Genomic DNA, 22948 nt, shown 5'->3' on the forward strand with positions numbered 1-22948 from the left:
GTCTAAGAAGGGAAGGGCGGGGCTGCCGCCCGGCGCTTATTTCAGCGCGGAGAGAATGGTTGTCTGTACCGTGTCGATCGGCTGGGTACCGTCGATACGGATGTATTTGACGGCGCTGTTGTTTTCGGCTTCCGCCGTGTAGTAACCGATCAGCGGTGCCGTCTGCTCGTGGTAGACGCGCAGGCGATCCTGAACGACCTCTTCTTTGTCGTCGTCACGCTGTACAAGGTCTTCGCCGGTGATATCATCTTTGCCTTCGACTTTCGGCGGGTTGTAGATGACGTGGTAGGTACGGCCAGACGCCAGGTGGGCGCGGCGGCCGGACATGCGACTGACGATTTCGGAGTCGGGGACATCGATCTCGATCACGGCATCGATGGCGACGCCGGCTTCTTTGAGGGCGTCCGCCTGGGCGATGGTGCGCGGGAAACCGTCAAGCAGGAAACCGTTTTTGCAGTCATCTTCCGTGATACGCTCTTTGACAAGGCCGATGATGATCTCGTCGGTGACGAGCTTGCCTGCATCCATGAAAGATTTCGCCAGCTTGCCCAGTTCCGTCCCCGCTTTGATCGCCGCGCGGAGCATGTCGCCCGTGGAGATCTGCGGAATATCAAACGCCTTCGTCAGAAACTGTGCCTGGGTGCCTTTGCCTGCGCCGGGAGCGCCGAGTAGAATGATTTTCATGCTTTTCCTTGTTAAATTAAACTTTCGATGTAGGCCTGCATCTCGTCTGCGACCTGGGCAAGCTCGCGCTCACCGTTGATCTTGTGCAGCAGCCCTTTTTCAGTGTAGAAGCGCTGGATATCGGCCAGCGGTTCGACATAGACGTTCATCCGGCGAGTAAAAACCGCCTCGTTGTCATCCGCGCCGCGCGCGCGTCCGAGGACGCGGTCACGGGCGATCTCTTCGCTCACGACGACCTCGATGACGTTTGCCAGGGTTACCTCGGGTTCACCTGCGAGGTACGCATCGAGTGCTTCCATCTGTTCAATGGAGCGGGGGTAACCGTCAATAATGACAGCTGCGGTCGGCGCCTGCTTGATCGCCCCGACGATCGTCTCTATCGCAATGTCGATGGGTACGATCTCGCCGCGGTCGATGATGGACTTGATGAGCTGACCGCGTTCGCTGCCGGTGGCGACCTCCGCACGGAACATATCACCGGCGGAGTAGTGGGTGATCCCGTCATGGCGCGAAGCGATCACTTCGCAATCGGTGGTTTTGCCCGAACCGGGCGCACCGATGATGAGAATGAGTTTTTTACGACTCATGACTGGCTTTTGGATTCTCTGGTGCGGATATGCAGCTCACGCAGCTGCGCGTTGTCGACGCTGCTCGGGGCCTGGGTGAGCAGACAGGAGGCCTTCTGCGTTTTCGGGAAGGCGATGACGTCGCGGATGCTGTCCTTTTTGGCAAGCAGCATGATGAGGCGGTCGAATCCGATCGCGAAACCGCCGTGCGGTGGCGCACCGAACTTGAGGGCGTCGAGCAGGAAGCCGAACTTCTCCTGCGCTTCCTCCTCTTCGATGCCGAGAAGCTTGAAGATCTCCTCCTGGACATCCTGCTTGTGGATACGGATGGAACCGCCGCCGAGCTCGACGCCGTTGAGGACGATGTCGTAGGCGATGGATTCGATATCTTCGACGTGCTCTTTGTTGAGGTCTTTGGGCATTGTGAACGGGTGGTGAAGCGCTTTGACGCGCCCCTCGTCGATCTCAAACATCGGGAAGTCGACGACCCAGAGGAACTCGAAGCGCTCTTTGTCGACGAGGTTCATCTTCTCGTGTTCGGCGATGAAGATACGGAAACGGCCCATGTAGTCCCAGACAGTATGTTTGTCACCGGCACCGAAGAAGACGACGTCGCCGACTTCAAGCTCGGTACGGTCGATGATCGCCTGGATATCTTCGTCTGAGAAGAACTTCGTCAGCGGTCCTTTGAGGCCGTCCTCTTTCATCTGGAAGTAGCCGAGTCCCTTCGCGCCGAATTTGCGGACGAAATCCTCGAAGCTCTTCATCTCGCGCTTGGAGAAGACGAGGTCGGCACCCGGGACGCGCAGCGCTTTGATGCGGTTCATTTTCGGGTTCTTGGCAATAGCCGTGAAGACCTCGTTGTCGCAGCGCTCGAAAATGTCGATGACGTCGACCATCTCCAGACCGTAGCGCATATCCGGTTTGTCGGAACCGTACTTCTCCATCGCTTCGCTGTGCGGCATGCGCGGGAAAGGTGCCTGGACATCGTGACCGGCCGCTTTGAACATCCCGACGATCAGTTTTTCGGCGACGGCAATGACCTCTTCCTGGTCACAGAAGCTCATTTCGACATCGATCTGGGTAAATTCGGGCTGGCGGTCGGCACGGAGGTCTTCGTCACGGAAACACTTGGCGATCTGGAAGTAGCGGTCGAACCCGCCGACCATCAGCAGCTGCTTGAAAAGCTGCGGGGACTGCGGCAGGGCGTAGAATTCGCCTTCGTGGACACGGCTGGGGACGAGGTAGTCGCGCGCGCCCTCCGGCGTGGATTTCGTCAGAATCGGTGTTTCCACCTCGAGGAAACCAAGTTCGTCGAGGACGTTGCGTGCCGCGATGGCCGCTTTGGAGCGGAGCTTGAAGGTTTCAAAGGAGGCAGTGGAGCGCAGGTCGAGGTAGCGGTACTTGAGCTTCGTCTCTTCGCCGACACTTTCGTCGCCGATGACAAAGGGCATCGGGGCGGAGCGGTTTTCGATGATAAGCTCGTCGACAACGACTTCGATAGCACCGGTTTGGAGGCGCGGGTTCGTCAGCCCTTCGCCACGCAGTCGGATGGTTCCCTTGGCGATGAGGACGAATTCGTCGCGGACATCGTTGGCGACTTTGTGCGCGTCGGCGTTGTCCGCCGGGTCGCAGACGAGCTGGATCAGGCCGCTCTTGTCACGCAGGTCGATAAAGATGATGCCGCCGTGGTCACGGTAACTGTTCGCCCACCCGGCGAGTTCGACGCGCTCGCCGACGTTGTTTTCGTTTAAATCGGTACAGTAATGGCTTCTCAAAACGTAGGGTCCTTGTGCCGGAAGGTCTAGTGCCTACGGCAAAAATTTTCGCGATTATATCGCAAGGGGGATTCAGCATTGCTAAAGCAGACGGCGAAGATGGGTTTCTTGGGATTTTCTGGTAGTATTACAGGAAAAAGCAGTTATTAACAAGATGAAAATCACTTTCGGCTCCCTTTTCCAGTCGCTGCATGCCCAACGAAGAGATTTTGAACGTGCTAACGCTGCAGGGATTCTTGCGACACTGCTGTTTTTGCCTATCCCGATTTTGATACCACTGCTCATTGACGAGATTCTTCTGCACCATCAGGGGAGATTGACCGAAACGCTCGCAAGGGTCGGTATAACACAGACATGGTGTTTAATTGCCGTCACCCTGGCCGCGGTGCTTTTTTTGCGCGTGAGCGTCTTTTTTCTAAACAACCTCAAGACATATTACGCGATGAAAATCACGCAAAAAAGTGCCTTTATGATCCGGCACAGTTTGTTGCATCACCTTGAGCGTATCAGCTTGTCAGAATATGAAGCAGTCAAATCCGGCACGATCGTGATGAAAACGATACGCGACGTAGAACAGATCAGTGCTTTCCTGGGTCAGTTGGCCAGCACGGGACTGACATCGCTGCTGATGTTTATCGGGATCCTGGGCGTTATGTTTACGATCAGTTGGCAGTTGACCCTGCTACTGATGGTGCTCAACCCCATCTTCTTCGGTATCTCGAAAATCCTGGGCCGCAGGGCAGGTGCTTTAGTGCGCCGCCAGCATGAGGCATATGAAGAGTACCACGATATGTTCAGCGAAATTTTGGAGCTTTTTGTGCAGGTGCGTGCCAGCAACCAGGAGCGTAACTTCTTCGGCCTGCTGAAAGGCAAAGCGGAGAAGATTCAGGACGCTTCAATGGATTACGGGTACCGTTCGTCGGTTGCCACCAACTCTTCATCCCTGTTGACAAATACCGTTATTGATCTTTTTAAAGCCCTCGGCATCGCAGCCGTTATCTATTCGGATCTCAGTATCGGGATGATGCTTGCCTTCCTGTTTTATCTTGCGCCTATTGCAGCCCCGGTTCAGCAGCTCATGGCTCTGGTTATATCGTTTCAGTCCCTCAAGCCCTCCATGGAGCGGGTTAACCATCTGCTGTCAATGCACAGGGAGCCCTACCATCCGCACACGAAAAACCCTTTTGAAGGGGTCTCGACCGTTACGGTTTCCCTGGATGATGTCACCTTCGGGTTTGACGGAAAAGCCCCTGTTCTGAACAGTATTTCCCTGCACGCCGAGCGGGGGCAGAAGATTGCCCTGATCGGACCGAGCGGGTCGGGGAAAAGTACGATCGCAAAGCTGCTTGTCGGGTTTTACCAGGCCGATGCAGGGGCGATCACATACGACGGTGTCCCGATAGAGGAGATCGGCCTGCCGGTCGTGCGCGAACATGTCGCGCTTATGCTGCAGGATTCACTCTTTTTCAACGACACGATATGGATGAATCTAACCCTCGGCCGGCCATTGGATGCGTCGGACATTTTTGACGCCCTGCGCGCTGCCCAGCTTGAAAGTTTTATTGATTCACTCGACAGCGGCCTTGATACATTAATCGGGAAGAATGGCATCAGGCTCTCCGGCGGGCAGCGCCAGCGTCTCGCAATCGCACGGCTTATCCTGAGTGACCCGCAGGTTGTTATTTTTGACGAAGCGACCTCCGCATTGGATAACGATACCGAAGAAAGGCTTTACGAGACGCTCCGCGACTTCCTGTCAACGCGGACGACGATCATTATCGCCCATCGTCCGACAACGATCCGTCAGGCGGATCATATCTACTATATCGAACAGGGACGTGTCAAAGGAGCGGGTACCTTTATGGAACTTATCGAGCAGGGAATGGTGGGCCGGCGGCGCGAGGACCGACAACCGAGAACGGAGAAAAACCAGTGACGTATGCCAAGGGTTTTTTTACATCTTTGCGCCGTAAACTCGGAAAGTTTTCGGCGCTTGGTTTACAAGAGAAAGCGCGCTTTATCGAAGCTTACGTTATGCTCGGAATGATGCACATGGCAGTGAAAAGTCTCCCCTTCAAATGGCTTGTACGCAGGTTGCGGCAGTATCACGGTGGCATTGAAGCACCGGTGCTTTCCGCTACACAGCGGGAGACTGCCATCATAGTTTCGAAGGCGGTAACAACCGCGGCAAACAATACACCGTGGGAAAGCGCCTGTCTTGTCCAGGCGCTGGCAGCGCAGCGCATGTTGCAACGTCGCGAGGTTCCCGGTGTTTTTTATCTCGGTGTTCTCCATGACGCCACGGCGAAAGAGGGGATGCGGGCGCATGCATGGCTGTTGTGCGGCGATCTTGTCGTCACGGGGGACGGGTACGATGACTTTACGACCTTGTCATCATTTGCATGGGGGGCGCTGTGATCGTTTACGGCACGCAGATCGACAGTGATATCGCTTTTCCGTTGACGCTGCCCGTATCCGGTGAAGTGAAATACGCTGTAAGGCTCGCTTCGGATGTCCCGGCGGAACTAAAGCAATCCATCACCTGCGGCTTCCCGATCTACGATGCACACGGCAGGAATGTTTACTTCTACAGTGACAGGCTCTTTGACAGGCCGGAAAAAGGTCAGCCGTGGTGTTACGAAGTCAAGGATGTCGTCGCGTTTTATTGGGTCGGCGGGGAAAGGGAACTCTACTATGAACTTCACGAGCACGGCAACGCGGCCCTGCTGGCATTCTGGTTTATTCACCTTGTGCTGCCGCTCTACTTTACACTCGAAGAGATGTATGATTTTTTTCATGCAGGTGCCGTAGAGATCGACAATCGCCCCGTTCTATTCATCGCACCTTCCATGGGCGGGAAATCCACGTTGACAGATTATTTCCTGCAACAGGGGCATCCGCTCATTTCAGATGACAAGGTACCGACATTCGTCGACAGCGAAGCCTTCATAGCCGTCGGTTCGCATCCCTATCATCGCCCCTACAGGAAATTCGAAGAGCTCGGCTACCGCGTGGATGATTTCATGACGGAGTTCAAGCCTATATCTGCCTTTTATCTCCTTGAAAAGTCCGATGCCGGAGCCGCCATCGTGATTGAAGAGATGACGGGCTTCCATAAATTCGAGGCACTAATGCCCAATTATCTCTTTCTTTTCTCTTTTTTGAAAACAAAACGTCTGAAGTATCTCTCCTCACTACTCAACAAGGTAAGGGTTTACACGATCCAGGTTCCCCATAACCTGAATCGGCTCAGTGAAGTGCACAGGGCCATCTGTACACATCACAGGAGAGTGCAATGAGCGGTATCTTCGGTGTTTTTAACCGGAACGGTACACCGGTAGAGGAAGCCACAGCGACTGCAATGCTTGATGCTTTTTCATATTGGTCGCCGGATGAACAGGGTGTCAAACGGGACATTTCAGTTTTGCTGGGGCATACGATGCTTCACAACACCCCCGAATCACACCATGAGCAGCTGCCGCTTGATCGGGGGCAGTACTTGTTGACAATAGACGCACGGATTGACAATCGGGAAGAATTGTTTGATCAGCTCATTCTGCCTGACAGCCCAGCGAGCGAGATCGGCGACAGCGAGTTTATTCTGGCTGCTTACCGAAAATGGGGGAGCAGTTGCCCCCAGTATCTTCTGGGCGACTTTGCCTTTGCGATCTTGGACAAAGAAAAAAAGCAGCTCTTCTGCGCACGGGATCATATGGGGGTCAAGCCGTTTTATTATCACCTGGACGACGATGTTTTTATCTTCGGAAATGATATGAAAGGGCTCCTGGCATCTAAAGAGATTCCTACAGATTTCAGTGACGAGGCCGCGGCGATCTATCTGGAGAAAGGGGAGCTTTGGCACCCGACACTGACCTTTTTTGAAGGGATCAAAAAACTCCCTCCTGCAGCGACGCTTACCGTAACGGATTCTTCGGCATCTTTCGATACATACTGGAATATTGAGGCGACACCTCTGCAGAAAATGGAGACCTTTGAAGCGTACCGTGGAAAACTGCGTGCATTGTTAGAGGACGCCGTTCGTGTGCGCCTGCGCACGGCATACCCGGTCGCATCACATTTGAGCGGCGGACTGGACTCTTCAATGATCAGCGTCCTTGCTGCACGCCTGCTTGCACAGAAGAACCAAAAACTGAAGGCCTATAGTTGGATTGCAGCGCCGGGCACCGAAGATGATCATACCCATCATGAATGGGCGAATAGTCATCAGATTGCCCGTGAGGAAAACATAGAGCTGGAGCATATCGATCTTGATGCTAAAACTTTGTCGGAAATATTGCTGGGTCTTGATATCGCATGGAACGATACTACTGACCTGTGGTATGAATTTGTGCTGCGGAAATCGGCGCAACAACAGCACATCCGAACCGTTTTATCGGGGTGGGGCGGAGATGAGTTTATCACCTACCATGGCAGGGCGATCTATGCTGATCTTTTCCGGCATGGCAAAATTGTTCAAGCGCTAACGGGACTCTGGCATAAATGTACAAAGGCACAAAAACGCACACGCTGCTTCATTCTCCAATGCTACCGTGAACTTATTCTCCCTCTTGTGCCGCGCCGGATACTATGCTATATGCCGAAAGTGGATTGTCCCTTCCTTGGTTATGTCCAATTTGCCCAGAAACATTTTGCCCGTTATGTACGCAGTCGTACCAAGCGTTCTACCTTTATGTACCAAAAGAGCATTCGCGGCGACCAGCTTTATCTCTATCGACAGGGCCATATCCTTGCCCGCTTTGAGTCATGGGCATCCTCCGCGTTTGCCTGCCGGCTTGAGTACAGTTACCCGCTGCTTGACAAACGACTTGTAGAGCTTGCACTGTCGCAGCCCGCTGAACTCTATTACCGGGAGGGCGTGTCACGGTTTCTTTTTCGGCATGCCGTTGCCGATATCCTGCCGGAGGAGATCCGTACCGGGAACTTTAAGTATGAACCCAATCGGATCGAACATATTCTCAAAACCGAACAAGAGGCTTTTGCCTATCTTCTTGAAGCGTATTCGTGGGATGATGCATGCTTGCGGGAGCACCGATATATTGACAGGGATAAGCTCCGGCTGGCCATGGAAAAATTCGTTAATCGTGAGATTGCGTTCAAGAAAAATAATATACAAACAATAAATGAAATAGAAAAGGCGTTTCTGCTCGCTACCCTAGGAAGTCGTCGATAATTCTGCTAATGTGTTAATAATAAATCGGAATGCAGAGAAAAAAAATGTCTAGTAAAGAAACATTGACCGAACGCAAAAAAGTATGGAAGCAGCCCGCCTTGAAAGTCCTGGATATTCAGTCGACAAAAAGCGGGCTGGTGGATTCAAATCAGGAAAACAAGAACCACTACGTCTTTGGCGGTGCAGCCGCCAGCTAATACATTTAGCCAGCAGACAGACATCACTGGATGGCGAGGTCCGGCCGCACAAGTCCGGCACCCTGTTCATCCGCAGGCAGTCCCAGGTCTTCGGCGCTGCTTTTTAATTTTGTTTTGACTTCATCCGGCGTAAGGGCAGGGAACACAGAAAGTACAAGCGCTGCCGATGCCGTCACGTGAGGCGTTGCCATACTGGTACCACTCATAGTCGTATAGCCCGCATTAAGGTAGGTGGAGTAGATACTTACTCCTGGAGCCGCGAGGTCAACTTCCGGGCCGTAGCTGGAGCTTGCCGCCAGGATTCCGTTGATATTGACGGAAGAGACCGCGATCGTTTCGGGATACCTGGCCGGGTAAAGCATGGTACCGCCCGAACTCCCGTTGTTCCCGGCGGCGGCCACTTGTACGATGCCCGCGGCATGCATAGCCGTAACGGCGTCTGCCAGGGATTGGACGGTACTCGTCGCTCCGAAGCTCATGTTGACGACTTGCATGTGGTTGTCAATACACCACTGCATCCCGTCAAGAATATCCGACAGGTTCCCCGTATTGTCGCTGCCAAGCACTTTGACGACATAGAGATTGATCTGCGGAGCGGCACCGATCACCCCGATGGTGTTATTGGCGGCTGCAATGATCCCGCTGACATGGGTACCGTGCCCGTTATCGTCCACGGCACTTTTATGCGGGTTGATCGCACTGAAATTCCCTTTGATGTTGTCGGTCAGGTCGGGATGGTCAAGATCCGCCCCCGTATCGAGTACGGCAACGTTGATCATCGTCCCGTTGGTCTCTGCCCAGGCAAGATCTGCTTCGATCCGGTCAATACCCCAGGTCAGCTCCTGTGGCGGCTGGGGGAGAGGATCGACGGGTTTTGCTGTTCCATGCAGCACGATATCATCGTCAATGCGGAGAATATTCTGGTTGTCAAGACTTTGCAACGCCTCGAACGCTGCATCAGGAAGCGATACCGCAAAACCGTTGATGATCCGCAGCGGTTTAACAGGAATTACCCCCATGTTTTTAAGCAGTGCAGCCTGTTGGACAGGGTTTGAAAATCCCGGTGCAAAGACAACGATTTTCTGTTTTACATTGGCTGCGAAAACATTACCGGCAAAGATAGTGGCGATAAACAGAACAAAAAGATACTGTATCGGACGAAAACGCTTCAACATAGACAACCTCCTTTGAATAAGCTTCAATCATAACAAATTCAATCTTTATTGCCACTGTTTTTGTACAATTAAAAATAACCTAATTAAATATTGTTATTTGTTAATTATGGCACTATTTTTTTGCAACATGTCAAAAAATAATCACATTTCATACAAATAAAAATATATATACGATGTATAGTATAATTCTCCAAAGGATAAGCGGTGGATTACTCAAAGAGAATTGCGGTAGCGGATACGGTCTTTTCACAAATGGTAGACGACGAGATTGTTCTGCTCGATATGGCAAGTGAGAACTATTTCGGTCTCGACAGCGTGGCAACCGATATCTGGCAGCTGCTGCAGGAAGGAAAGACCCTCCAGGAAACCGTAGATGCACTTCGCAATATGTACGAAGTCGATCTTGATATATTGAAAAAAGACCTTGAAACATTTATAGACACTTTAATTAACAAAAAACTCGCCAAACTCGCATGAAAATGCTATAATCGCCGGTAACAAGCGCTTCCGGCGGCTCCCACACTCATTTGCCCCAATGATCAGCGTATATGCTCAGACTGAAGGAGTCCCGTGCCTTTCCCCTTGAAATCAATACTGCTGTGTTCTCTGACAGTGATCACTCTTCAGGCTTTCGAAACAGACACTGAGATCGGGGCAGGGGTGTGGAATGCCAAAGCGTCGGGTGATTTGACCTATGATGAGAGTGGGGGGAGCGTCACCGCCGTCGGAGACCTGGGCTACAAGAACGAAAACAACTTCTATTTCTATGCAGTTTTCAAGCCGGTGAACATATCCCCCTTCGTGCCGAACCTCAAGCTCGAGTACACGTCGATCGCCTATGAGGGGCGTACCGAAGGCTCAGTCACGTGGGGACCGTTTCTCTACCAGGCCGATGCACCGAATAAAGTGACCGCGCTGGAGTACGATGCGACCTTCTACTATACGTTTGCCGACCTGATTTCATGGATGTCGATCGACGCCGGCATCAATGTGAAATACGTCAAAACGCGCTATACCATCGATGACAGCTCTTTTCATTATGATGAAAGCGACATTACAACGCTTCCGCAGCTCTACCTGCATGCCCGCGTTCCTGTCATGCAGCTGCCCGCCTCGGTCGATCTCTCCTACTACTATTATGATGAAGGCAGTTTCACCCTCTATGACTTCCGGTTGTCGGGACGGTATGATTTCGATGCGGTGACGACCCATTTCAGACCTTCGGTGGAACTCGGGTACCGTATTCACCGGCTCTGGCTCCAGAAACCGAGCTACAACACGAAGATCGATCTCCATTTGAGCGGCATTTACCTGGACGCCTCGCTGCATTTTTAGCAAACAGACACGAAAGCCGGGCCTGACTGTTTGGCGTGGTATAATCTGTCCCATGAATGAAACAGCGCAGATTTCTCTGAAAAAAGTTGGTATTATCCTCCGCCCCTCGACGCCGGAGCTCAAAGAGGTGTTTTACCGGGTCAAGCAGATCTTCGAAGGTCATGGCATCGAAGTCCTCATTGACAACCTCAGCGGCGGTATGATCGGCGTGCTCGGGCAGCAGTTCGATATTCTCTGCCGGGAGAGTGATCTGCTGGCCACCATCGGCGGGGACGGGACCCTTATCTCCGCGGTACGGCGTTCGCACAGTTTCGGCAAACCGGTGATGGGGATCCATGCCGGGAAACTGGGCTTCCTGGCCGACGTGGCGCTCGATGAACTCGACGAGATTCTCTCCCAGATCAAAGCGGGAGAGTACCGTATCGACGAACGGGCGATGCTGCAGGCGGTCATTACGACCGCGGTGGGGGAGAAGCGTGTCGTCGCTTTCAACGACATCGTGATCACGCGCCCCTCCATCTCCAAGATGATCCACGTCGAGACCTTCGTCGACGGCAAGAACTTCAACACCTATTTCGGCGACGGCGTCATTATCTCGACCCCGACGGGTTCGACGGCCTACAACCTCTCTGCCGGCGGCCCCGTACTCTTCCCGTTGACCAAAGTCTTCGCATTGACCCCGATCTGCCCGCATTCGCTGACACAGCGGCCGGTCGTTCTGCCGGGGCAGTATGACATCGAAGTCAGAACGCCCGACCAGAGCGCACTTGCCGTTGTGGACGGGCAGGATATGTACGAGTTCGGCGAGGGGGACAGCATCCGCATCTCCCTGGCCGATATGCCGGCAAAACTGCTGCACCGAAAAGCTTTCAACTACTTTGACGTGCTCAAAGAAAAACTGAACTGGGGTGAAGGATGATCGAACATTTCCATATGCGTGACTGCTTGACGTTCGAAGAGGTCTCTATCGACCTGAAACCGGGGCTGATCGTCTTTTCCGGTCCCAGCGGCAGCGGTAAATCCGTTTTTATGCGCTCGATTCTCGCCTCATTCGGCCTGGACGACCCCATTGCATCGCTCAGTGAATCGGTCGTCTCCTGGCAGATCGACGAAAGTGCCAGCGGGCTGCTCAATGAAAGCCCCAATGTCCTGCGGGAGGTCAAAAAAGAGAAAGCGCGCTATTTTTTCAACAATCAGGCCATCTCCCGTGCCGCTGCGGCAGAACTCAGCCGGACGCATCTGCGGCATCTGAGCCTCAAAGATTACAGTGATTTCGATTCGGATGCGCTCCTGCAGCTGATCGACATGACGGTAAGCCTTGCCGATGATAAGCACACCCACCGTCTTGAGCTCTATCACCAGGGCTACCTGAGACTGAAACACCTTGAGCAGGAACTCGATCGCCTCAAGTCCGATGAACGCAAACTGCGCGATCAGGAGGAGTTCGCCCGCTTCGAGGTGAACAAAATCAATGAGATCGGTCCGGAAGCCGATGAATACGAGACCCTGCTCGAGGTCAAAAAGTCCCTCTCCAAAAAAGAAAAGATCGAAGAGAAGATCGTGCATGCCCAGCAGATCTTCGAGTATGAACACGTCGTCAATGAAGTGTTGGTCTCACTGGATGTCGACAGCGGCTTCTTCGATGATGCGATGAATGAACTGCGTACCCGCTTTGATTCGGCCCAGGAGCGCTTCAACGACCTGGAGGGGACGGATATCGAGCACGTGCTCGACCGGCTCGAACAGCTGTCGGATCTCAAACGCCGCTACGGCAGTATCGAAGAGGCGTTGGCCTACCGCGACAGCAAACAAAAAGAGCTCGAGGTCTACGAATCCCTCGAAGAGCACGTCAAAGCGATGCAGCAGGAGCTCAATACCCTTTACACCTCCCTGACCCAGAGTGCGGCGCAGATCTCGCTTGCGCGCAGCGGGGCACTGTACGGGCTGAATGATTCCATCAACAGCTATCTGCACCAGCTCTACCTCGACGGCGCCGAACTGACGCTGGCCCACGGTGATTTCGGCCCTGCAGGCCAGGACCGCGCCTCATTGCAGCTCAAAGGCGCATCGTTGCAGCAGATCAGCGCCGGTGAATTCAACCGCCTGCGCCTGGCCCTCCTGGCCGTCAAGTCCGAAGGGATGCAGGGGCAACAGGGTGTCCTGATGCTTGACGAGATCGATGCCAACCTCAGCGGCGAGGAGTCCATGAGCGTGGCCCGTGTACTGCGGACGCTCAGTCAGCATTTTCAGATCCTCGTCATCTCCCACCAGCCGCAGCTCACTGCCATGGGCGAGCAGCATTTCCTTGTCACAAAGGACGACCACAGCAGTGTACGGGAACTGGCGACGCAGGAGGAGCGCATGGAAGAGATCGCGCGGATCGTCAGCGGCGACACCGTTTCGGAAAAAGCGCGTCATCTCGCCCGCGAGCTCCTCGAAGCGGCCCATGGGAACAGCACCGGGAAGGCTGTATGATTATCGACACGCACATTCATCTCGACGATGAACGCTATGAAGAGGATCTCGAAGCGGTATTGGAACGTGCCGCAGAGCAGGGGGTTGAAGCACTGATCGTTCCGGGCGCGGACGCCGCCACCCTGCCGCGCGCCATCGCCATTGCCGAAGCACATGAAAACGTCTACTTCGCCGTCGGGATCCACCCCTACGACCTCGAAGGGTTTGACACCGCAGCTTTCGACGAGTTCCTTACGCATCCGAAGTGCGTTGCCGTCGGAGAGTGCGGGCTGGATTACTTTCGGCTTGAAGGCAGCGAAGCAGAGCAGGAAGCTGAGAAGCAGAAACAGGCCGAGATTTTCCGCGCCCAGATCCGGATCGCCCTGGCCTACGGTAAACCGCTCATTGTGCATATTCGTAACGCCAGCCATGATGCCCGTGTAATCCTCGAGGAGGAGGGCGCGGCGAAAGTCGGTGGCGTACTGCACTGCTACAATGCCGACGAGGAGCTCCTCGTCCTTGCCGGTCAGAACTTCTACTACGGTATCGGCGGCGTGCTGACCTTTAAAAATGCACGCAAACTGGTACAGGTCCTGCCGAGTATCCCCAAAGAGCGGCTGCTCATCGAAACGGACGGCCCCTACCTGACGCCGCATCCACACCGTGGCGAACGCAATGAACCGGCCTATACGAAGCTGGTGGCACAGAAAATGGGTGAACTGCTGGACATGCCCGCAGAGGCCGTCGAAACCCTGACAACAAAGAACGCATCACGCCTTTTCGGGATTTCCTAACAACGTCTCACTATGCTATAATAGGGCCCAAAAAGAGGTGGGTATTGGTGATCGGACGTATTTTTGCAGCTATTTTTTTGCTTCCGGCACTGCTTTTCGGGGCACTGACGTTTGAATCGAACTCGAACCGGGAAGTCCAGATCGTACGGGCCTTCGACCTTCCGCTCTCTTTTCTCAACGACGCGAAACTCCAAAAAATCATCAGCAAAAAACGCAAAGAGTACCAGCGTCACGGCTTCTTTAAAAGCCTCGATCAGGCCTACCTGTTCATTCCCATGATCAAGGACTCCCTGGCCCACTCGGACGTTCCCGATGAGTTCCTCTTCCTCGCGATGGCCGAGTCCGGGTTTTCCATCGATGCCTACTCCCGTAAAAAGGCCTCCGGGCTCTGGCAGTTTATGCCGGAAACCGGGCGCATCTTCGGTCTGCAGATCAACGACTACGTCGACGAACGCAAAGACCTCCTCAAATCGACCAATGCCGCGCTTACCTATCTGGAGACCCTCCACGCGCGCTTCAACAAGTGGTACCTTGCCGCCATCGCCTACAACTGCGGGGAAGGGCGCCTTTTCAGGGCCATCAAGAAGGCGGGCACCGATGACATCAACGTGCTGCTCGACGAGAAGAAGCGCTACCTCCCCAGAGAGAGCCGCAACTACATCCGCAAGATCGTGGCGCTGACGCTGCTGGCGGCCGACGAGGACTTTATGATCAACCAGGAGTACGCCTACCTGCTCAACCGTGCAAACGCCTACTCCATCGCCCAGGTCGAAGTGGCCCGCGGCGAACGCATCAGCCGTGTCGCCAAGCTGATCAATATGCCGACGTACAAGCTGGCATCGCTCAACCGTCATCTCAACTATGATTTCGTCCCGCCCCATGACAAAAAATACACGATCTACATCCCCTACGTCAAACTGAACGAGTTCCGTCAGAACTACAAGCCAGCACCCCTGGAGACGTTTTACATGCTGCACAGCGTCGAATCGGGCGAAAACCTTTCACGTATCGGCAAGAAATACCGTGTCCCCTACAAGATGATCAAGGAGTTCAACCGGCTGCACTCCAATGTACTTCGTATCGGTCAGAAGCTTGTCATCCCTGTCTCCAAACCGCTGGACCTCAAAAACGGCAAGTACATCGTCAAGCGCGGCGACTCGCTCGAGGCGATCGCCCGCAATTTCGAAACGACCGTCTCCAGCCTGAAAAAGCTCAATAACCTCCAGGGGAACCTGATCCGTGTCGGTGACCGGCTGAGTATCTATGATTAAGCTGTTTCCTTTTCTGGCACTGGTCATCCTGATGGCCGGGTGCAGTACCCGTGGCGTGTCACCCCGTTCCGCGTATGAGGCACCGGCACCGGCCGTCGCCACCCGTACAACCCCAGCGGCATCGACCTACAAACACCCCACGATGCGGCCTTATACGGTCAACGGACGCCGCTACTTCCCCACCGTCGTGCAGAAAGGCGACACCTTCGACGGAAGGGCCAGCTGGTACGGGCCCGACTTTCACGGCAAACTGACCTCCAACGGCGAGCGCTACGATATGTATTCGGCCACCGCCGCGCACAAGACACTGCCGATGAACACCATCGTCCGCGTCACCAACAAACGCAACGGGCAGCAGACTGTCGTGCGGATCAACGACAGGGGCCCCTTCGTCGCATCGCGAATCATCGACCTCTCCAAAAAGGCGGCGACGGACCTGGATATGGTCGGGGCCGGGACAACGGACGTGCATCTTGAGGTGCTCGGTTTCGCCGGCAAGGGCGAACGCGTCATCCCGACGGAGGCAGCGCTGCGTGCGGGTCCGGCCGAGCAGATCGTCACTGCCTTCTACATCCAGATCGGCGCCTTCCGGCGCTTCGAGGGGGCATCCATCACCCAGCAGAAATACAACGGGTTTGAAGGGTATAAAACGATCATCAAGGATACTGAGTATAATAACGAAAGACTTTTCCGCGTCTGGCTCGGAAAGTTCAAAAGCGAGGCCGAAGCGCACGATTTTATTGCATCGTCACCCTTTGAGCACGCCTTTATCGTAAGGAAATAAGTATGATCGTCAAAGAGCGCAATACCAAAGAGACGCAGATCCGTGTAGAGCTTGAACTCTACGGCGAAGGCAAAAGCAGCATCGACACCGGTGTGGGCTTTTTCGACCACATGCTCGAAGCTTTCTCTAAACACGCGCTGATCGATCTGAACGTCTCCTGTAAAGGCGACACGCACATTGACGACCACCACAGCGTCGAAGATGTCGGCATCGTCATCGCCATGGCGCTGGCCGAAGCGATCTACCCGATCGAAAAGGTGGAGCGCTTCGGCAATGCCGTCGTCGTCATGGATGAAGCGAGCGTCAGCTGCGACATGGACCTGAGCAACCGCCCTTACCTCTATTACGACGTTCCCGTCAGCGGCAAGGTCGGAAATTTCGATACGGAGCTGGCCGAGGAGTTCTTCCGGGCCATCGTTTTCAACTCCCGTATTTGCGCCCATATCGTCATGCAGCGCGGTAAAAACCGCCACCATGTCATCGAAGCGGCCTTCAAGGCCTTCGCCGTCGCGCTGCGCCGCGCGGTGACCCGCAACGAACGCGTCACCGTGCCGAGCACAAAGGGTGTTTTGTGATCAAACTGCTCGTGCTGGACGTCGACGGCTGCCTGACCAACGGGCAGATCATCTACGGCGAAAGCGGGGAGGAGATCAAAGCTTTCAACGTCAAAGACGGTCTGGCGATCAAAAGCTGGATGCGTCTCGGCCACGAGGTCGCCATCATTACAGGGCGCCGTTCGGGTATCGTCAAGCGCCGCGCCGATGAACTGGGGATCTTGCATCTCTACCAGGGCGTCAAGGACAAGCGCAAGCGTCTGGAAATGCTCTGCAGCGACCTTGACATCGAGGTGACGACTGAAGTGGCAGCCATCGGCGACGACCTGAACGACCTGCGAATGCTGGAACTGGCCGCGGTCTCCTTCGCACCCGCTGACGCGTCTTCTTACATCACCGGGCGCGTGGACCATGTCCTGGCGCGCCGGGGCGGCGAAGCGGCCGTACGGGAAATGATCGAAGCGTTGATGCGCCGCAACGGCGAGGAAGAAGCTTTCCTCGCGCAGTGGCAATGAGCGTCTCGACCTTTTACCTGCTCATCGGTGCGGTGCTGGGGAGCATCTTTTTCTTTTTCAAACCGCTGCAGGTCGATATCGCCACCCCAGGTGAATTGGCACAGATTGAACTGGAGCATTTTACGGTTTACGAAGTCGCGGCTGACGGGGTCAAAACGATCCTCGCCGGCGCGCACGCATCACGCTTCCCCGACCGCTACGAGGTTGATGACCTTAACCTCACGGACCGCTCCGAGGGGCACGTCGAGACGATGCAGGCACGCAAAGGGATCTACAAAGAGCCGCTGATCTCCCTGGACGGGGATGTCCGTTTCCGGCGTGACGACGGCTACACCTTCGAAACGCAGAAGGCCGATTACAACCAGAGCTCCGGCGACGTGCGTGCCCCGGGCAGTTTCGTACTGTGGCAGGCCGGTGACCGCGTCAACGGAAGGAACCTGTTCTACAACATTAAAAGCGGCGACATCGCCGCGAAAAAGATCGTCGGAGTTTATACCATGAAGGAGAAGATGTGAAGTCCGCTTTAGCCCTTATCGCCATCATTGCAGCGGCAGGGAGCCTCTGTGCAGCCGAGCAGCTCAAGATCGCTGCCGACGCTTTTACGGCCAACGAGAAACAAGGGCGTTCGGTGTTCGAGGGGCATGTGCGCATCAAGATGGGGAGCGATGAACTCAATGCGTCGCGTGTCGAGGTTTATACCGCCGAAGATCGTACACCGACGAAGTATATCGCCAGCGGCGACGCCTCCTTTTTCCTCAAGGCCGACAACGGCGCGACGTACAGCGGTCGGGCGCAGAAGGTTATCTACCTCCCGCTGAAAGAGCAGTACAGTTTCTACGGCGACGTGCACCTGATGCAGCACGATGAGCACAAGCAGATCGACGGCGAAGAGGTCGTCGTCAATATCCAGGAGGGCACAGCCGCGGCCAGAGGGGCGGAGCGCCAGCCCGTCATCATGATCTTCAACCTGCCCGAGGAGAAAAAGAAGTGATCGAGGTCGTCGAAGCGCATTTCAACACCAGCGCCGCCAACATTTCCCAGTCTCCCGACAATGACACCGTCAACGAGATCGCCTTTATGGCACGCTCCAATGCGGGGAAAAGTTCGCTGCTCAACGCCCTTTGCAACCACAAGAACCTGGCCAAGGTCTCCGCGACGCCGGGCAAGACACGCCTGATCAACTACTTCGACGCGACCTTCATGGACCGCGACAACCATGAAAAGCTTAATGCCCTGCTGGTGGACCTCCCGGGGTTCGGATACGCCAAAGTCTCCAAATCCCTCAAAAGCGACTGGGAAAAGAACCTTACAGACTTCATCACCCAGCGCGAACAGATCCGTGTCTTCGTACACCTTGTCGACGCCCGCCACCCCGACCTTCCCATCGATCGCTCCGTCGCCGACTACCTCGAACAGATCCGCCGGCCGGGCCAAACGGTGCTACGCGTCTTTACGAAATCGGACAAGCTCAACCAGAAAGAGCTCGGCGCACTGCTGCGGGACTACCCCGGCGCGTTGATTGTCTCCAGCAGCAAAAAGCGCGGTATCACAAAGCTGGCCGCGCGCCTTTACGATCTTCTCACCGGAACCGACGATGTCCATCCACTTTAGAAAAGCGACGCTGGCCGATATCCCGGCCATGCAGCGCCTCGTAGCCCCCAAAGTCGAAGACGGTACCATCCTCGTGCGCAGCAACGATGAACTGGCCACCAATATCCGCTCGTACATCCTCGCTTTTAACGGCGAACGCCTCATCGGCTTTACGGCGCTGCATGTGCATTCGCCGGAACTCGCCGAGATCCGCTCCCTGATCGTTGATGAACCCTACCGCAACCAGGGGATCGGGGCCGAACTCGTCAACCTCTCCATCGAAGAGGGGAAAAAACTGGGGCTCAAACGGGTACTGGCACTCACCTATGCCGCCCGTTTCTTCGAAAAACTCTCCTTTTCCGAGATCCCCAAAGAGAGCCTGCCCGAGCATAAGATCTGGGCCGACTGCATCAAATGCAAGCACTTTCCGGTATGCAACGAAATCGCGCTGATCAAAACCCTCTGACCTGGATTTTTTTCGCACTCCTCTTCGTACCGTACGAAGCGCTGAGCATGCACTATCTCTATCTGCCGCCGCTCTTCGGCGTCCTTTTTTTTCTCTATATCCGCGCGCTTGACAGGCACTCGTCCTTTGCCTTTTTCGTCATTGTCTCCCTGCTTGTCATCGCCGAAACCGCGAAAGGGTACCTGCTGCTCAGCACGCTCTTTTTCTACACCGTCAGCTATTTTCTCATCCTGCCGCGCATCAAGAGCATCGTCTCCTGCCATCTCTGCCTTAATGCCATTATCGTGCTGCTGGCCTATGTCGGTTACTGGGCCTTCACAGCGCTCTTTGCGAACATGTTTGCCCTTCCGCTGCCGCAGCTTGATTTCAAGGTCATCTTCTATATGATGATCGAGTTCTTCCTGGTGGGGCTGCTGTGAGAACCCGTATCCTTATTGCCCTGTTCATCTTTATCTGGGTCTCGCTGCTGAGCCGCGTCTACTACCTGAGCGTACACTCCAACCGCTACTACGAACAGCTTTCGACGGAAAACACCCTGAAAACGGAGCGTATCGCCCCGGTCCGCGGCGAGATCCTCGACCGAAACTTCAGACCGCTCGCCATCAACAAGCTGGGGTTCAAGATCGAGGTGATGCCGCACCTGAACACCCAGAAACGTCTCGAGAGCCTCCAGGACACCCTGGCGCGTATCCAGAAGCTTCTGCCGATGCTCGACGCGGAAAAGATGCTCAAGGTCTATAAGCAGAACGACTCGCACTACAACCACCGTGAAATCGCCGTGGCAGACTTTATCTCCTACGAGGACATCCTGCCCGTCTACTCCGAGCTGAACCTGCTGGAAAACGTCAAGATCTCCCCGGCCCCGATGCGGTACTACCCCTACCAGAAGATCGCGGCGCACATTATCGGCTATACGGCGAAATCCAACCAGCAGGAGATCGAAAGCGATCCCGTCCTCAAGCTGACGGGCATCGTCGGGAAATCCGGGCTGGAGAAACAGTACAACACCTACCTCGAGGGGGTCCCGGGGGAGCGTACCGTGCAGATGAACGCATTGAACGAGGAGATCTCCGTCCTCGAGACCCATAAACCGCTGGAAAACCGGAACCTTGTCCTGAGCGTCGACATGCGGCTGCAGCAGTACATTACCAAAATGATGGAGGGGAACGCAGGTGCCGTGATCGTCATGAGCCTCGACGGCGAGATCCTCTCCGCGGGCAGTTACCCAGAATACAACCCCAACACCTTCGTATCGGGCATCTCGGCAAAAAAATGGAACGCGCTGATCAACGACCTGGATATGCCCTTTACCAACAAGATCGTCAACGGACTCTATCCCCCGGGCTCGACGATCAAGCCCTCGATCGGAATGATCTACCTCGACAGCGGCATCAGCCAGTGGTGGTACGTCACCTGCAGCGGGACGATGGAGCTGGGGAACCGGAACTTCCGCTGCTGGAAGAGCTGGGGGCACGGCAAGACCGATTTGCACAAGGCGATCCGGGAGAGCTGCGACGACTATTTCTACAAAGGAAGCCTCAAGGTCGGGATCGAAAAGATCAGCGACGGGCTCAAAAACTTCGGTCTCGGCGATAAAACGGGTATAGACCTTCCCAACGAGTTCATCGGTACGATCCCCAACCGTGCCTGGAAGCGGGAACGCTACAACGAGCCGTGGTACATCGGGGAGACGCTCAATACCTCCATCGGGCAGGGGAGTGTGCTCGTCACGCCGCTGCAGATCGCCCAGAACACGGCGCTCATTGCCAGCGGGAGGCTGCCCCAGCCGCGGCTGGCCCGCATGATCGACAACAACCTGACCGAACCGGTCTACCGCGATGTCCTGACCGCCAAGCAGAAAGCGGACCTCCCCATCATCCGCAGGGCGATGCGCCAGGTCTGCAGCCACCCCAAAGGCACCGCATCTTCGCAGATTACGACCAAGGTCGCCATCGCGGGCAAGACAGGGACCGCCCAGGTCATCGGGATCCCGCAGGCGACGAAAAAGCGCATCAAAGAGCAGGATATGGCCTACTATACACGTTCGCACGCCTGGCTGACGACCTACGGCCCCTACCGCCACCCGCAGTATGTCGTCACCGCGCTGATCGAGCACGGCGGACACGGGGCATCGGCTGCCGGCGACATCGTCTCCGGGATCTATGACAAACTTGTCGAGTTCGGCTATATCAAAAAGTAGAATGCGCCCCGGGATCAGTGCCCGAGCGCGCTTTTGACGAAGAGGGCGAAGATCATCAGCAGGATGATCCCGCCGGCTTTGCTGTAGAGTTTGTTGGCAAGGACGAGGAGCAGGGCGAGGGAAGCGGCCATCATGATATAGATGTCGGCCAGGTTCGAACCGCTGATGGGCAGGGGACGGATCAGGGCCGCACCCCCGAGGACCATGGCGAAGTTCGCCACGTTCGAACCGATAATATTCCCGATGCTAAGATCCGCATTCCCTTTCTTCAGCGCGACCAGCGATACGACGAGCTCGGGCAGCGACGTCCCGAACGCGATCAGCAGAAGACCGATGACCCATTCGCTGACCCCGAGGCTTCGCGCGATCATACTGGCGCTTTCGACGACGAAGTGCGCACCGCCGATCGTCATCACGAAACCTGCAAGCAGCAGGGCGATCGTTTTCCCCCAGGCAAAGGCCTCTTTCTCCAGGCTCTCATCGATCTCTTCGGTCAGTTCCGCACCGTCCGTAGAGAAGAGGAAGTAGAGATAGGCCGCCATCAGCGTGACAAAGATCACCCCCTCGAAACGGCCGATGACACCGTCATAGGCCGCCAGGAAGTAGAGAATGACGGGGAAGAGGATCCAGGCGCTGTCGCGGTTGAAAAGGTCGCGGTCGGGGTTCATTTTTTTCGCCAGGACAAAGACCAGTCCCAGCACAAGGGTGATATTCATCGTCACGCTTCCGACGACGTTTGCGAGGGCCAATTCGGGTTTGGCATACCACGACGCCATCATGGATGCGGCCATCTCCGGAAGGGAGGTCCCGAACCCGACCAGGGTTGCACCGATGACGAAGTGGGAGATGTTATAGTGCAGGGCGATCCGCTCGGATTCGCGAATGATAAAATCCGCCCCCCAGATCAGTGTAGCCATTGCGGCAACGAAAACAAGGTACTCCATTACGCCTCCTCTTCGGTACGGACGATAAGACTGCTCGGCAGCCCGAGCGCTGTGATGATCTCTTCCTCTTTGCGGCGCATTTCACCGTCATCGATCTCATGGTCAAAGCCCAGCAGGTGCAGCACCCCGTGCAAAAAGAGCAGGGCACACTCCTGTGCTTCGCTGTGGCCGAAACGCGCCGCGCCGCTTTTGACATGGTCGGCACTGATGACAATGCTCCCGATCGGCGCCATCGGCATGGGGTCATAGGGAAAGCTCAGCACATCGGTGGCTTTGTCGATGCCGCGGTGCTCCTTGTTGAGGACGCGGATCGTTTCGTCGTCACAGATGATGAGCTCCATATCGCCCGCGTTCAGCGTGTCGGCGATGGTCTCTATGAGGGTATAGTCCGGTTCAAAATCCGTCTGGTTATCGATATCAATCATAGACGGCATTCTAGCCAATCTGTGC

At 55.2% G+C, this 22948-nt stretch carries 26 protein-coding genes; 20 read left to right on the forward strand and 6 right to left on the reverse strand.

What is annotated here, in order from left to right; translation table 11 throughout:
• Positions 1–36: 36 nt before the first annotated feature.
• The 3 genes from adk to aspS are packed head-to-tail and all read right to left on the reverse strand — an operon-like array spanning position 37 to position 3028.
• Positions 37–684, reverse strand: a complete 648-nt coding sequence (gene adk, locus WCX18_RS06285; protein WP_345990686.1) for an adenylate kinase — start codon at positions 682–684, stop codon at positions 37–39.
• An 11-nt stretch (positions 685–695) separates the two neighbouring features.
• The gene (locus WCX18_RS06290) at positions 696–1271 is read right to left on the reverse strand and encodes an adenylate kinase (protein WP_345990689.1); all 576 of its coding nucleotides are present in this window, start codon (positions 1269–1271) and stop codon (positions 696–698) included.
• Complete coding sequence (aspS, locus tag WCX18_RS06295; protein WP_345990690.1) at positions 1268–3028, reverse strand: aspartate--tRNA ligase; 1761 nt, start codon at positions 3026–3028, stop codon at positions 1268–1270. The genes WCX18_RS06290 and aspS overlap by 4 nt, the downstream gene beginning before the upstream one ends.
• 154 nt (positions 3029–3182) lie before the next feature.
• On the opposite strand from aspS, the gene WCX18_RS06300 reads away from it, so the two are divergent.
• From WCX18_RS06300 to WCX18_RS06320, 5 genes are read left to right on the forward strand one after another with little or no spacing between them, the layout of a single operon-like run.
• Positions 3183–4964: an ABC transporter ATP-binding protein gene (locus WCX18_RS06300; RefSeq protein WP_345990692.1), complete on the forward strand. Its 1782-nt coding sequence runs from the start codon at positions 3183–3185 to the stop codon at positions 4962–4964.
• Positions 4961–5446: a lasso peptide biosynthesis B2 protein gene (locus WCX18_RS06305; protein ID WP_345990693.1), complete on the forward strand. Its 486-nt coding sequence runs from the start codon at positions 4961–4963 to the stop codon at positions 5444–5446. The genes WCX18_RS06300 and WCX18_RS06305 overlap by 4 nt, the downstream gene beginning before the upstream one ends.
• Entirely contained in the window at positions 5443–6327 is an 885-nt protein-coding gene (locus WCX18_RS06310) for a hypothetical protein (RefSeq protein WP_345990695.1), read from the forward strand. Before WCX18_RS06305 ends, WCX18_RS06310 begins: the two co-directional genes overlap by 4 nt.
• Positions 6324–8219: an asparagine synthase-related protein gene (locus tag WCX18_RS06315; protein WP_345990697.1), complete on the forward strand. Its 1896-nt coding sequence runs from the start codon at positions 6324–6326 to the stop codon at positions 8217–8219. Before WCX18_RS06310 ends, WCX18_RS06315 begins: the two co-directional genes overlap by 4 nt.
• Positions 8220–8248: 29 nt before the next feature.
• Positions 8249–8416 (forward strand): hypothetical protein, encoded by a 168-nt coding sequence (locus WCX18_RS06320; protein ID WP_345990699.1) that lies wholly within the window; start codon positions 8249–8251, stop codon positions 8414–8416.
• A gap of 23 nt (positions 8417–8439) precedes the next feature.
• Here WCX18_RS06320 and WCX18_RS06325 read toward each other — a convergent pair whose 3' ends face one another.
• The gene (locus tag WCX18_RS06325) at positions 8440–9591 is read right to left on the reverse strand and encodes a S8 family peptidase (RefSeq protein ID WP_345990701.1); all 1152 of its coding nucleotides are present in this window, start codon (positions 9589–9591) and stop codon (positions 8440–8442) included.
• A 204-nt stretch (positions 9592–9795) separates the two neighbouring features.
• On the opposite strand from WCX18_RS06325, the gene WCX18_RS06330 reads away from it, so the two are divergent.
• From WCX18_RS06330 to mrdA, 15 genes are all read left to right on the forward strand, one after another.
• Positions 9796–10068 carry a PqqD family protein gene (locus WCX18_RS06330; protein ID WP_345990703.1) on the forward strand — a complete coding sequence of 91 codons (273 nt, stop codon included), beginning with the start codon at positions 9796–9798 and terminating at the stop codon, positions 10066–10068.
• Between the two features lie 93 nt (positions 10069–10161).
• On the forward strand, positions 10162–10926 hold the full coding sequence (locus WCX18_RS06335; RefSeq protein ID WP_345990705.1) for a TIGR04219 family outer membrane beta-barrel protein: 765 nt from the start codon (positions 10162–10164) through the stop codon (positions 10924–10926).
• Positions 10927–10978: 52 nt separating this feature from the next.
• The gene (locus tag WCX18_RS06340; RefSeq protein WP_345990707.1) at positions 10979–11845 is read left to right on the forward strand and encodes an NAD(+)/NADH kinase; all 867 of its coding nucleotides are present in this window, start codon (positions 10979–10981) and stop codon (positions 11843–11845) included.
• Complete coding sequence (locus WCX18_RS06345) at positions 11842–13401, forward strand: AAA family ATPase (RefSeq protein ID WP_345990709.1); 1560 nt, start codon at positions 11842–11844, stop codon at positions 13399–13401. Before WCX18_RS06340 ends, WCX18_RS06345 begins: the two co-directional genes overlap by 4 nt.
• The gene (locus WCX18_RS06350) at positions 13398–14174 is read left to right on the forward strand and encodes a TatD family hydrolase (protein ID WP_345990711.1); all 777 of its coding nucleotides are present in this window, start codon (positions 13398–13400) and stop codon (positions 14172–14174) included. The genes WCX18_RS06345 and WCX18_RS06350 overlap by 4 nt, the downstream gene beginning before the upstream one ends.
• Before the next feature lie 47 nt (positions 14175–14221).
• A complete protein-coding gene (locus WCX18_RS06355; RefSeq protein ID WP_345990713.1) occupies positions 14222–15445 on the forward strand; it encodes a LysM peptidoglycan-binding domain-containing protein in 1224 nt (407 codons plus the stop codon).
• The gene (locus WCX18_RS06360) at positions 15438–16229 is read left to right on the forward strand and encodes a septal ring lytic transglycosylase RlpA family protein (RefSeq protein ID WP_345990715.1); all 792 of its coding nucleotides are present in this window, start codon (positions 15438–15440) and stop codon (positions 16227–16229) included. Before WCX18_RS06355 ends, WCX18_RS06360 begins: the two co-directional genes overlap by 8 nt.
• Positions 16230–16231: 2 nt before the next feature.
• On the forward strand, positions 16232–16804 hold the full coding sequence (hisB, locus tag WCX18_RS06365) for an imidazoleglycerol-phosphate dehydratase HisB (RefSeq protein WP_345990718.1): 573 nt from the start codon (positions 16232–16234) through the stop codon (positions 16802–16804).
• Positions 16801–17298, forward strand: coding sequence for an HAD-IIIA family hydrolase (locus tag WCX18_RS06370; protein WP_345990719.1), 498 nt, complete (start codon positions 16801–16803; stop codon positions 17296–17298). Before hisB ends, WCX18_RS06370 begins: the two co-directional genes overlap by 4 nt.
• On the forward strand, positions 17295–17813 hold the full coding sequence (locus tag WCX18_RS06375) for a hypothetical protein (protein WP_345990721.1): 519 nt from the start codon (positions 17295–17297) through the stop codon (positions 17811–17813). The genes WCX18_RS06370 and WCX18_RS06375 overlap by 4 nt, the downstream gene beginning before the upstream one ends.
• On the forward strand, positions 17810–18289 hold the full coding sequence (lptA, locus tag WCX18_RS06380) for a lipopolysaccharide transport periplasmic protein LptA (protein WP_345990722.1): 480 nt from the start codon (positions 17810–17812) through the stop codon (positions 18287–18289). Before WCX18_RS06375 ends, lptA begins: the two co-directional genes overlap by 4 nt.
• The gene (gene yihA / locus WCX18_RS06385; protein WP_345990723.1) at positions 18286–18909 is read left to right on the forward strand and encodes a ribosome biogenesis GTP-binding protein YihA/YsxC; all 624 of its coding nucleotides are present in this window, start codon (positions 18286–18288) and stop codon (positions 18907–18909) included. The genes lptA and yihA overlap by 4 nt, the downstream gene beginning before the upstream one ends.
• The gene (locus tag WCX18_RS06390; protein WP_345990725.1) at positions 18893–19354 is read left to right on the forward strand and encodes an N-acetyltransferase; all 462 of its coding nucleotides are present in this window, start codon (positions 18893–18895) and stop codon (positions 19352–19354) included. The genes yihA and WCX18_RS06390 overlap by 17 nt, the downstream gene beginning before the upstream one ends.
• Positions 19321–19773: a hypothetical protein gene (locus WCX18_RS06395; protein ID WP_345990727.1), complete on the forward strand. Its 453-nt coding sequence runs from the start codon at positions 19321–19323 to the stop codon at positions 19771–19773. Before WCX18_RS06390 ends, WCX18_RS06395 begins: the two co-directional genes overlap by 34 nt.
• Positions 19770–21554, forward strand: a complete 1785-nt coding sequence (mrdA, locus tag WCX18_RS06400; protein ID WP_345990729.1) for a penicillin-binding protein 2 — start codon at positions 19770–19772, stop codon at positions 21552–21554. Before WCX18_RS06395 ends, mrdA begins: the two co-directional genes overlap by 4 nt.
• Before the next feature lie 14 nt (positions 21555–21568).
• Here the strand turns inward: mrdA and WCX18_RS06405 are convergent, their stop codons facing one another.
• Together WCX18_RS06405 and ybeY are read right to left on the reverse strand one after the other, a co-directional pair.
• Positions 21569–22498 (reverse strand): calcium/sodium antiporter, encoded by a 930-nt coding sequence (locus WCX18_RS06405; protein ID WP_345990731.1) that lies wholly within the window; start codon positions 22496–22498, stop codon positions 21569–21571.
• Positions 22498–22923, reverse strand: a complete 426-nt coding sequence (gene ybeY / locus WCX18_RS06410) for an rRNA maturation RNase YbeY (protein WP_345990733.1) — start codon at positions 22921–22923, stop codon at positions 22498–22500. Before ybeY ends, WCX18_RS06405 begins: the two co-directional genes overlap by 1 nt.
• Between the last annotated feature and the right edge of the window lie 25 nt (positions 22924–22948).

The sequence above is a fragment of the Sulfurimonas sp. HSL1-2 genome (assembly GCF_039645565.1).
GTDB lineage: Bacteria > Campylobacterota > Campylobacteria > Campylobacterales > Sulfurimonadaceae > Thiomicrolovo > Thiomicrolovo zhangzhouensis.

What these genes read in the sequence shown, in the direction of transcription:
- WCX18_RS06290 (WP_345990689.1), bottom strand. Translation starts at nt 1,271, where the DNA reads ATGAGTCGTAAAAAACTCATTCTCATCATCGGTGCGCCCGGTTCGGGC.
- WCX18_RS06375 (WP_345990721.1), top strand. Translation starts at nt 17,295, where the DNA reads ATGAGCGTCTCGACCTTTTACCTGCTCATCGGTGCGGTGCTGGGGAGC.
- adk (WP_345990686.1), bottom strand. Translation starts at nt 684, where the DNA reads ATGAAAATCATTCTACTCGGCGCTCCCGGCGCAGGCAAAGGCACCCAG.
- WCX18_RS06395 (WP_345990727.1), top strand. Translation starts at nt 19,321, where the DNA reads ATGCAACGAAATCGCGCTGATCAAAACCCTCTGACCTGGATTTTTTTC.
- WCX18_RS06350 (WP_345990711.1), top strand. Translation starts at nt 13,398, where the DNA reads ATGATTATCGACACGCACATTCATCTCGACGATGAACGCTATGAAGAG.
- WCX18_RS06325 (WP_345990701.1), bottom strand. Translation starts at nt 9,591, where the DNA reads ATGTTGAAGCGTTTTCGTCCGATACAGTATCTTTTTGTTCTGTTTATC.
- WCX18_RS06320 (WP_345990699.1), top strand. Translation starts at nt 8,249, where the DNA reads ATGCAGAGAAAAAAAATGTCTAGTAAAGAAACATTGACCGAACGCAAA.
- WCX18_RS06340 (WP_345990707.1), top strand. Translation starts at nt 10,979, where the DNA reads ATGAATGAAACAGCGCAGATTTCTCTGAAAAAAGTTGGTATTATCCTC.
- WCX18_RS06360 (WP_345990715.1), top strand. Translation starts at nt 15,438, where the DNA reads ATGATTAAGCTGTTTCCTTTTCTGGCACTGGTCATCCTGATGGCCGGG.
- WCX18_RS06345 (WP_345990709.1), top strand. Translation starts at nt 11,842, where the DNA reads ATGATCGAACATTTCCATATGCGTGACTGCTTGACGTTCGAAGAGGTC.
- WCX18_RS06390 (WP_345990725.1), top strand. Translation starts at nt 18,893, where the DNA reads ATGTCCATCCACTTTAGAAAAGCGACGCTGGCCGATATCCCGGCCATG.
- hisB (WP_345990718.1), top strand. Translation starts at nt 16,232, where the DNA reads ATGATCGTCAAAGAGCGCAATACCAAAGAGACGCAGATCCGTGTAGAG.
- ybeY (WP_345990733.1), bottom strand. Translation starts at nt 22,923, where the DNA reads ATGATTGATATCGATAACCAGACGGATTTTGAACCGGACTATACCCTC.
- WCX18_RS06315 (WP_345990697.1), top strand. Translation starts at nt 6,324, where the DNA reads ATGAGCGGTATCTTCGGTGTTTTTAACCGGAACGGTACACCGGTAGAG.
- WCX18_RS06300 (WP_345990692.1), top strand. Translation starts at nt 3,183, where the DNA reads ATGAAAATCACTTTCGGCTCCCTTTTCCAGTCGCTGCATGCCCAACGA.
- WCX18_RS06405 (WP_345990731.1), bottom strand. Translation starts at nt 22,498, where the DNA reads ATGGAGTACCTTGTTTTCGTTGCCGCAATGGCTACACTGATCTGGGGG.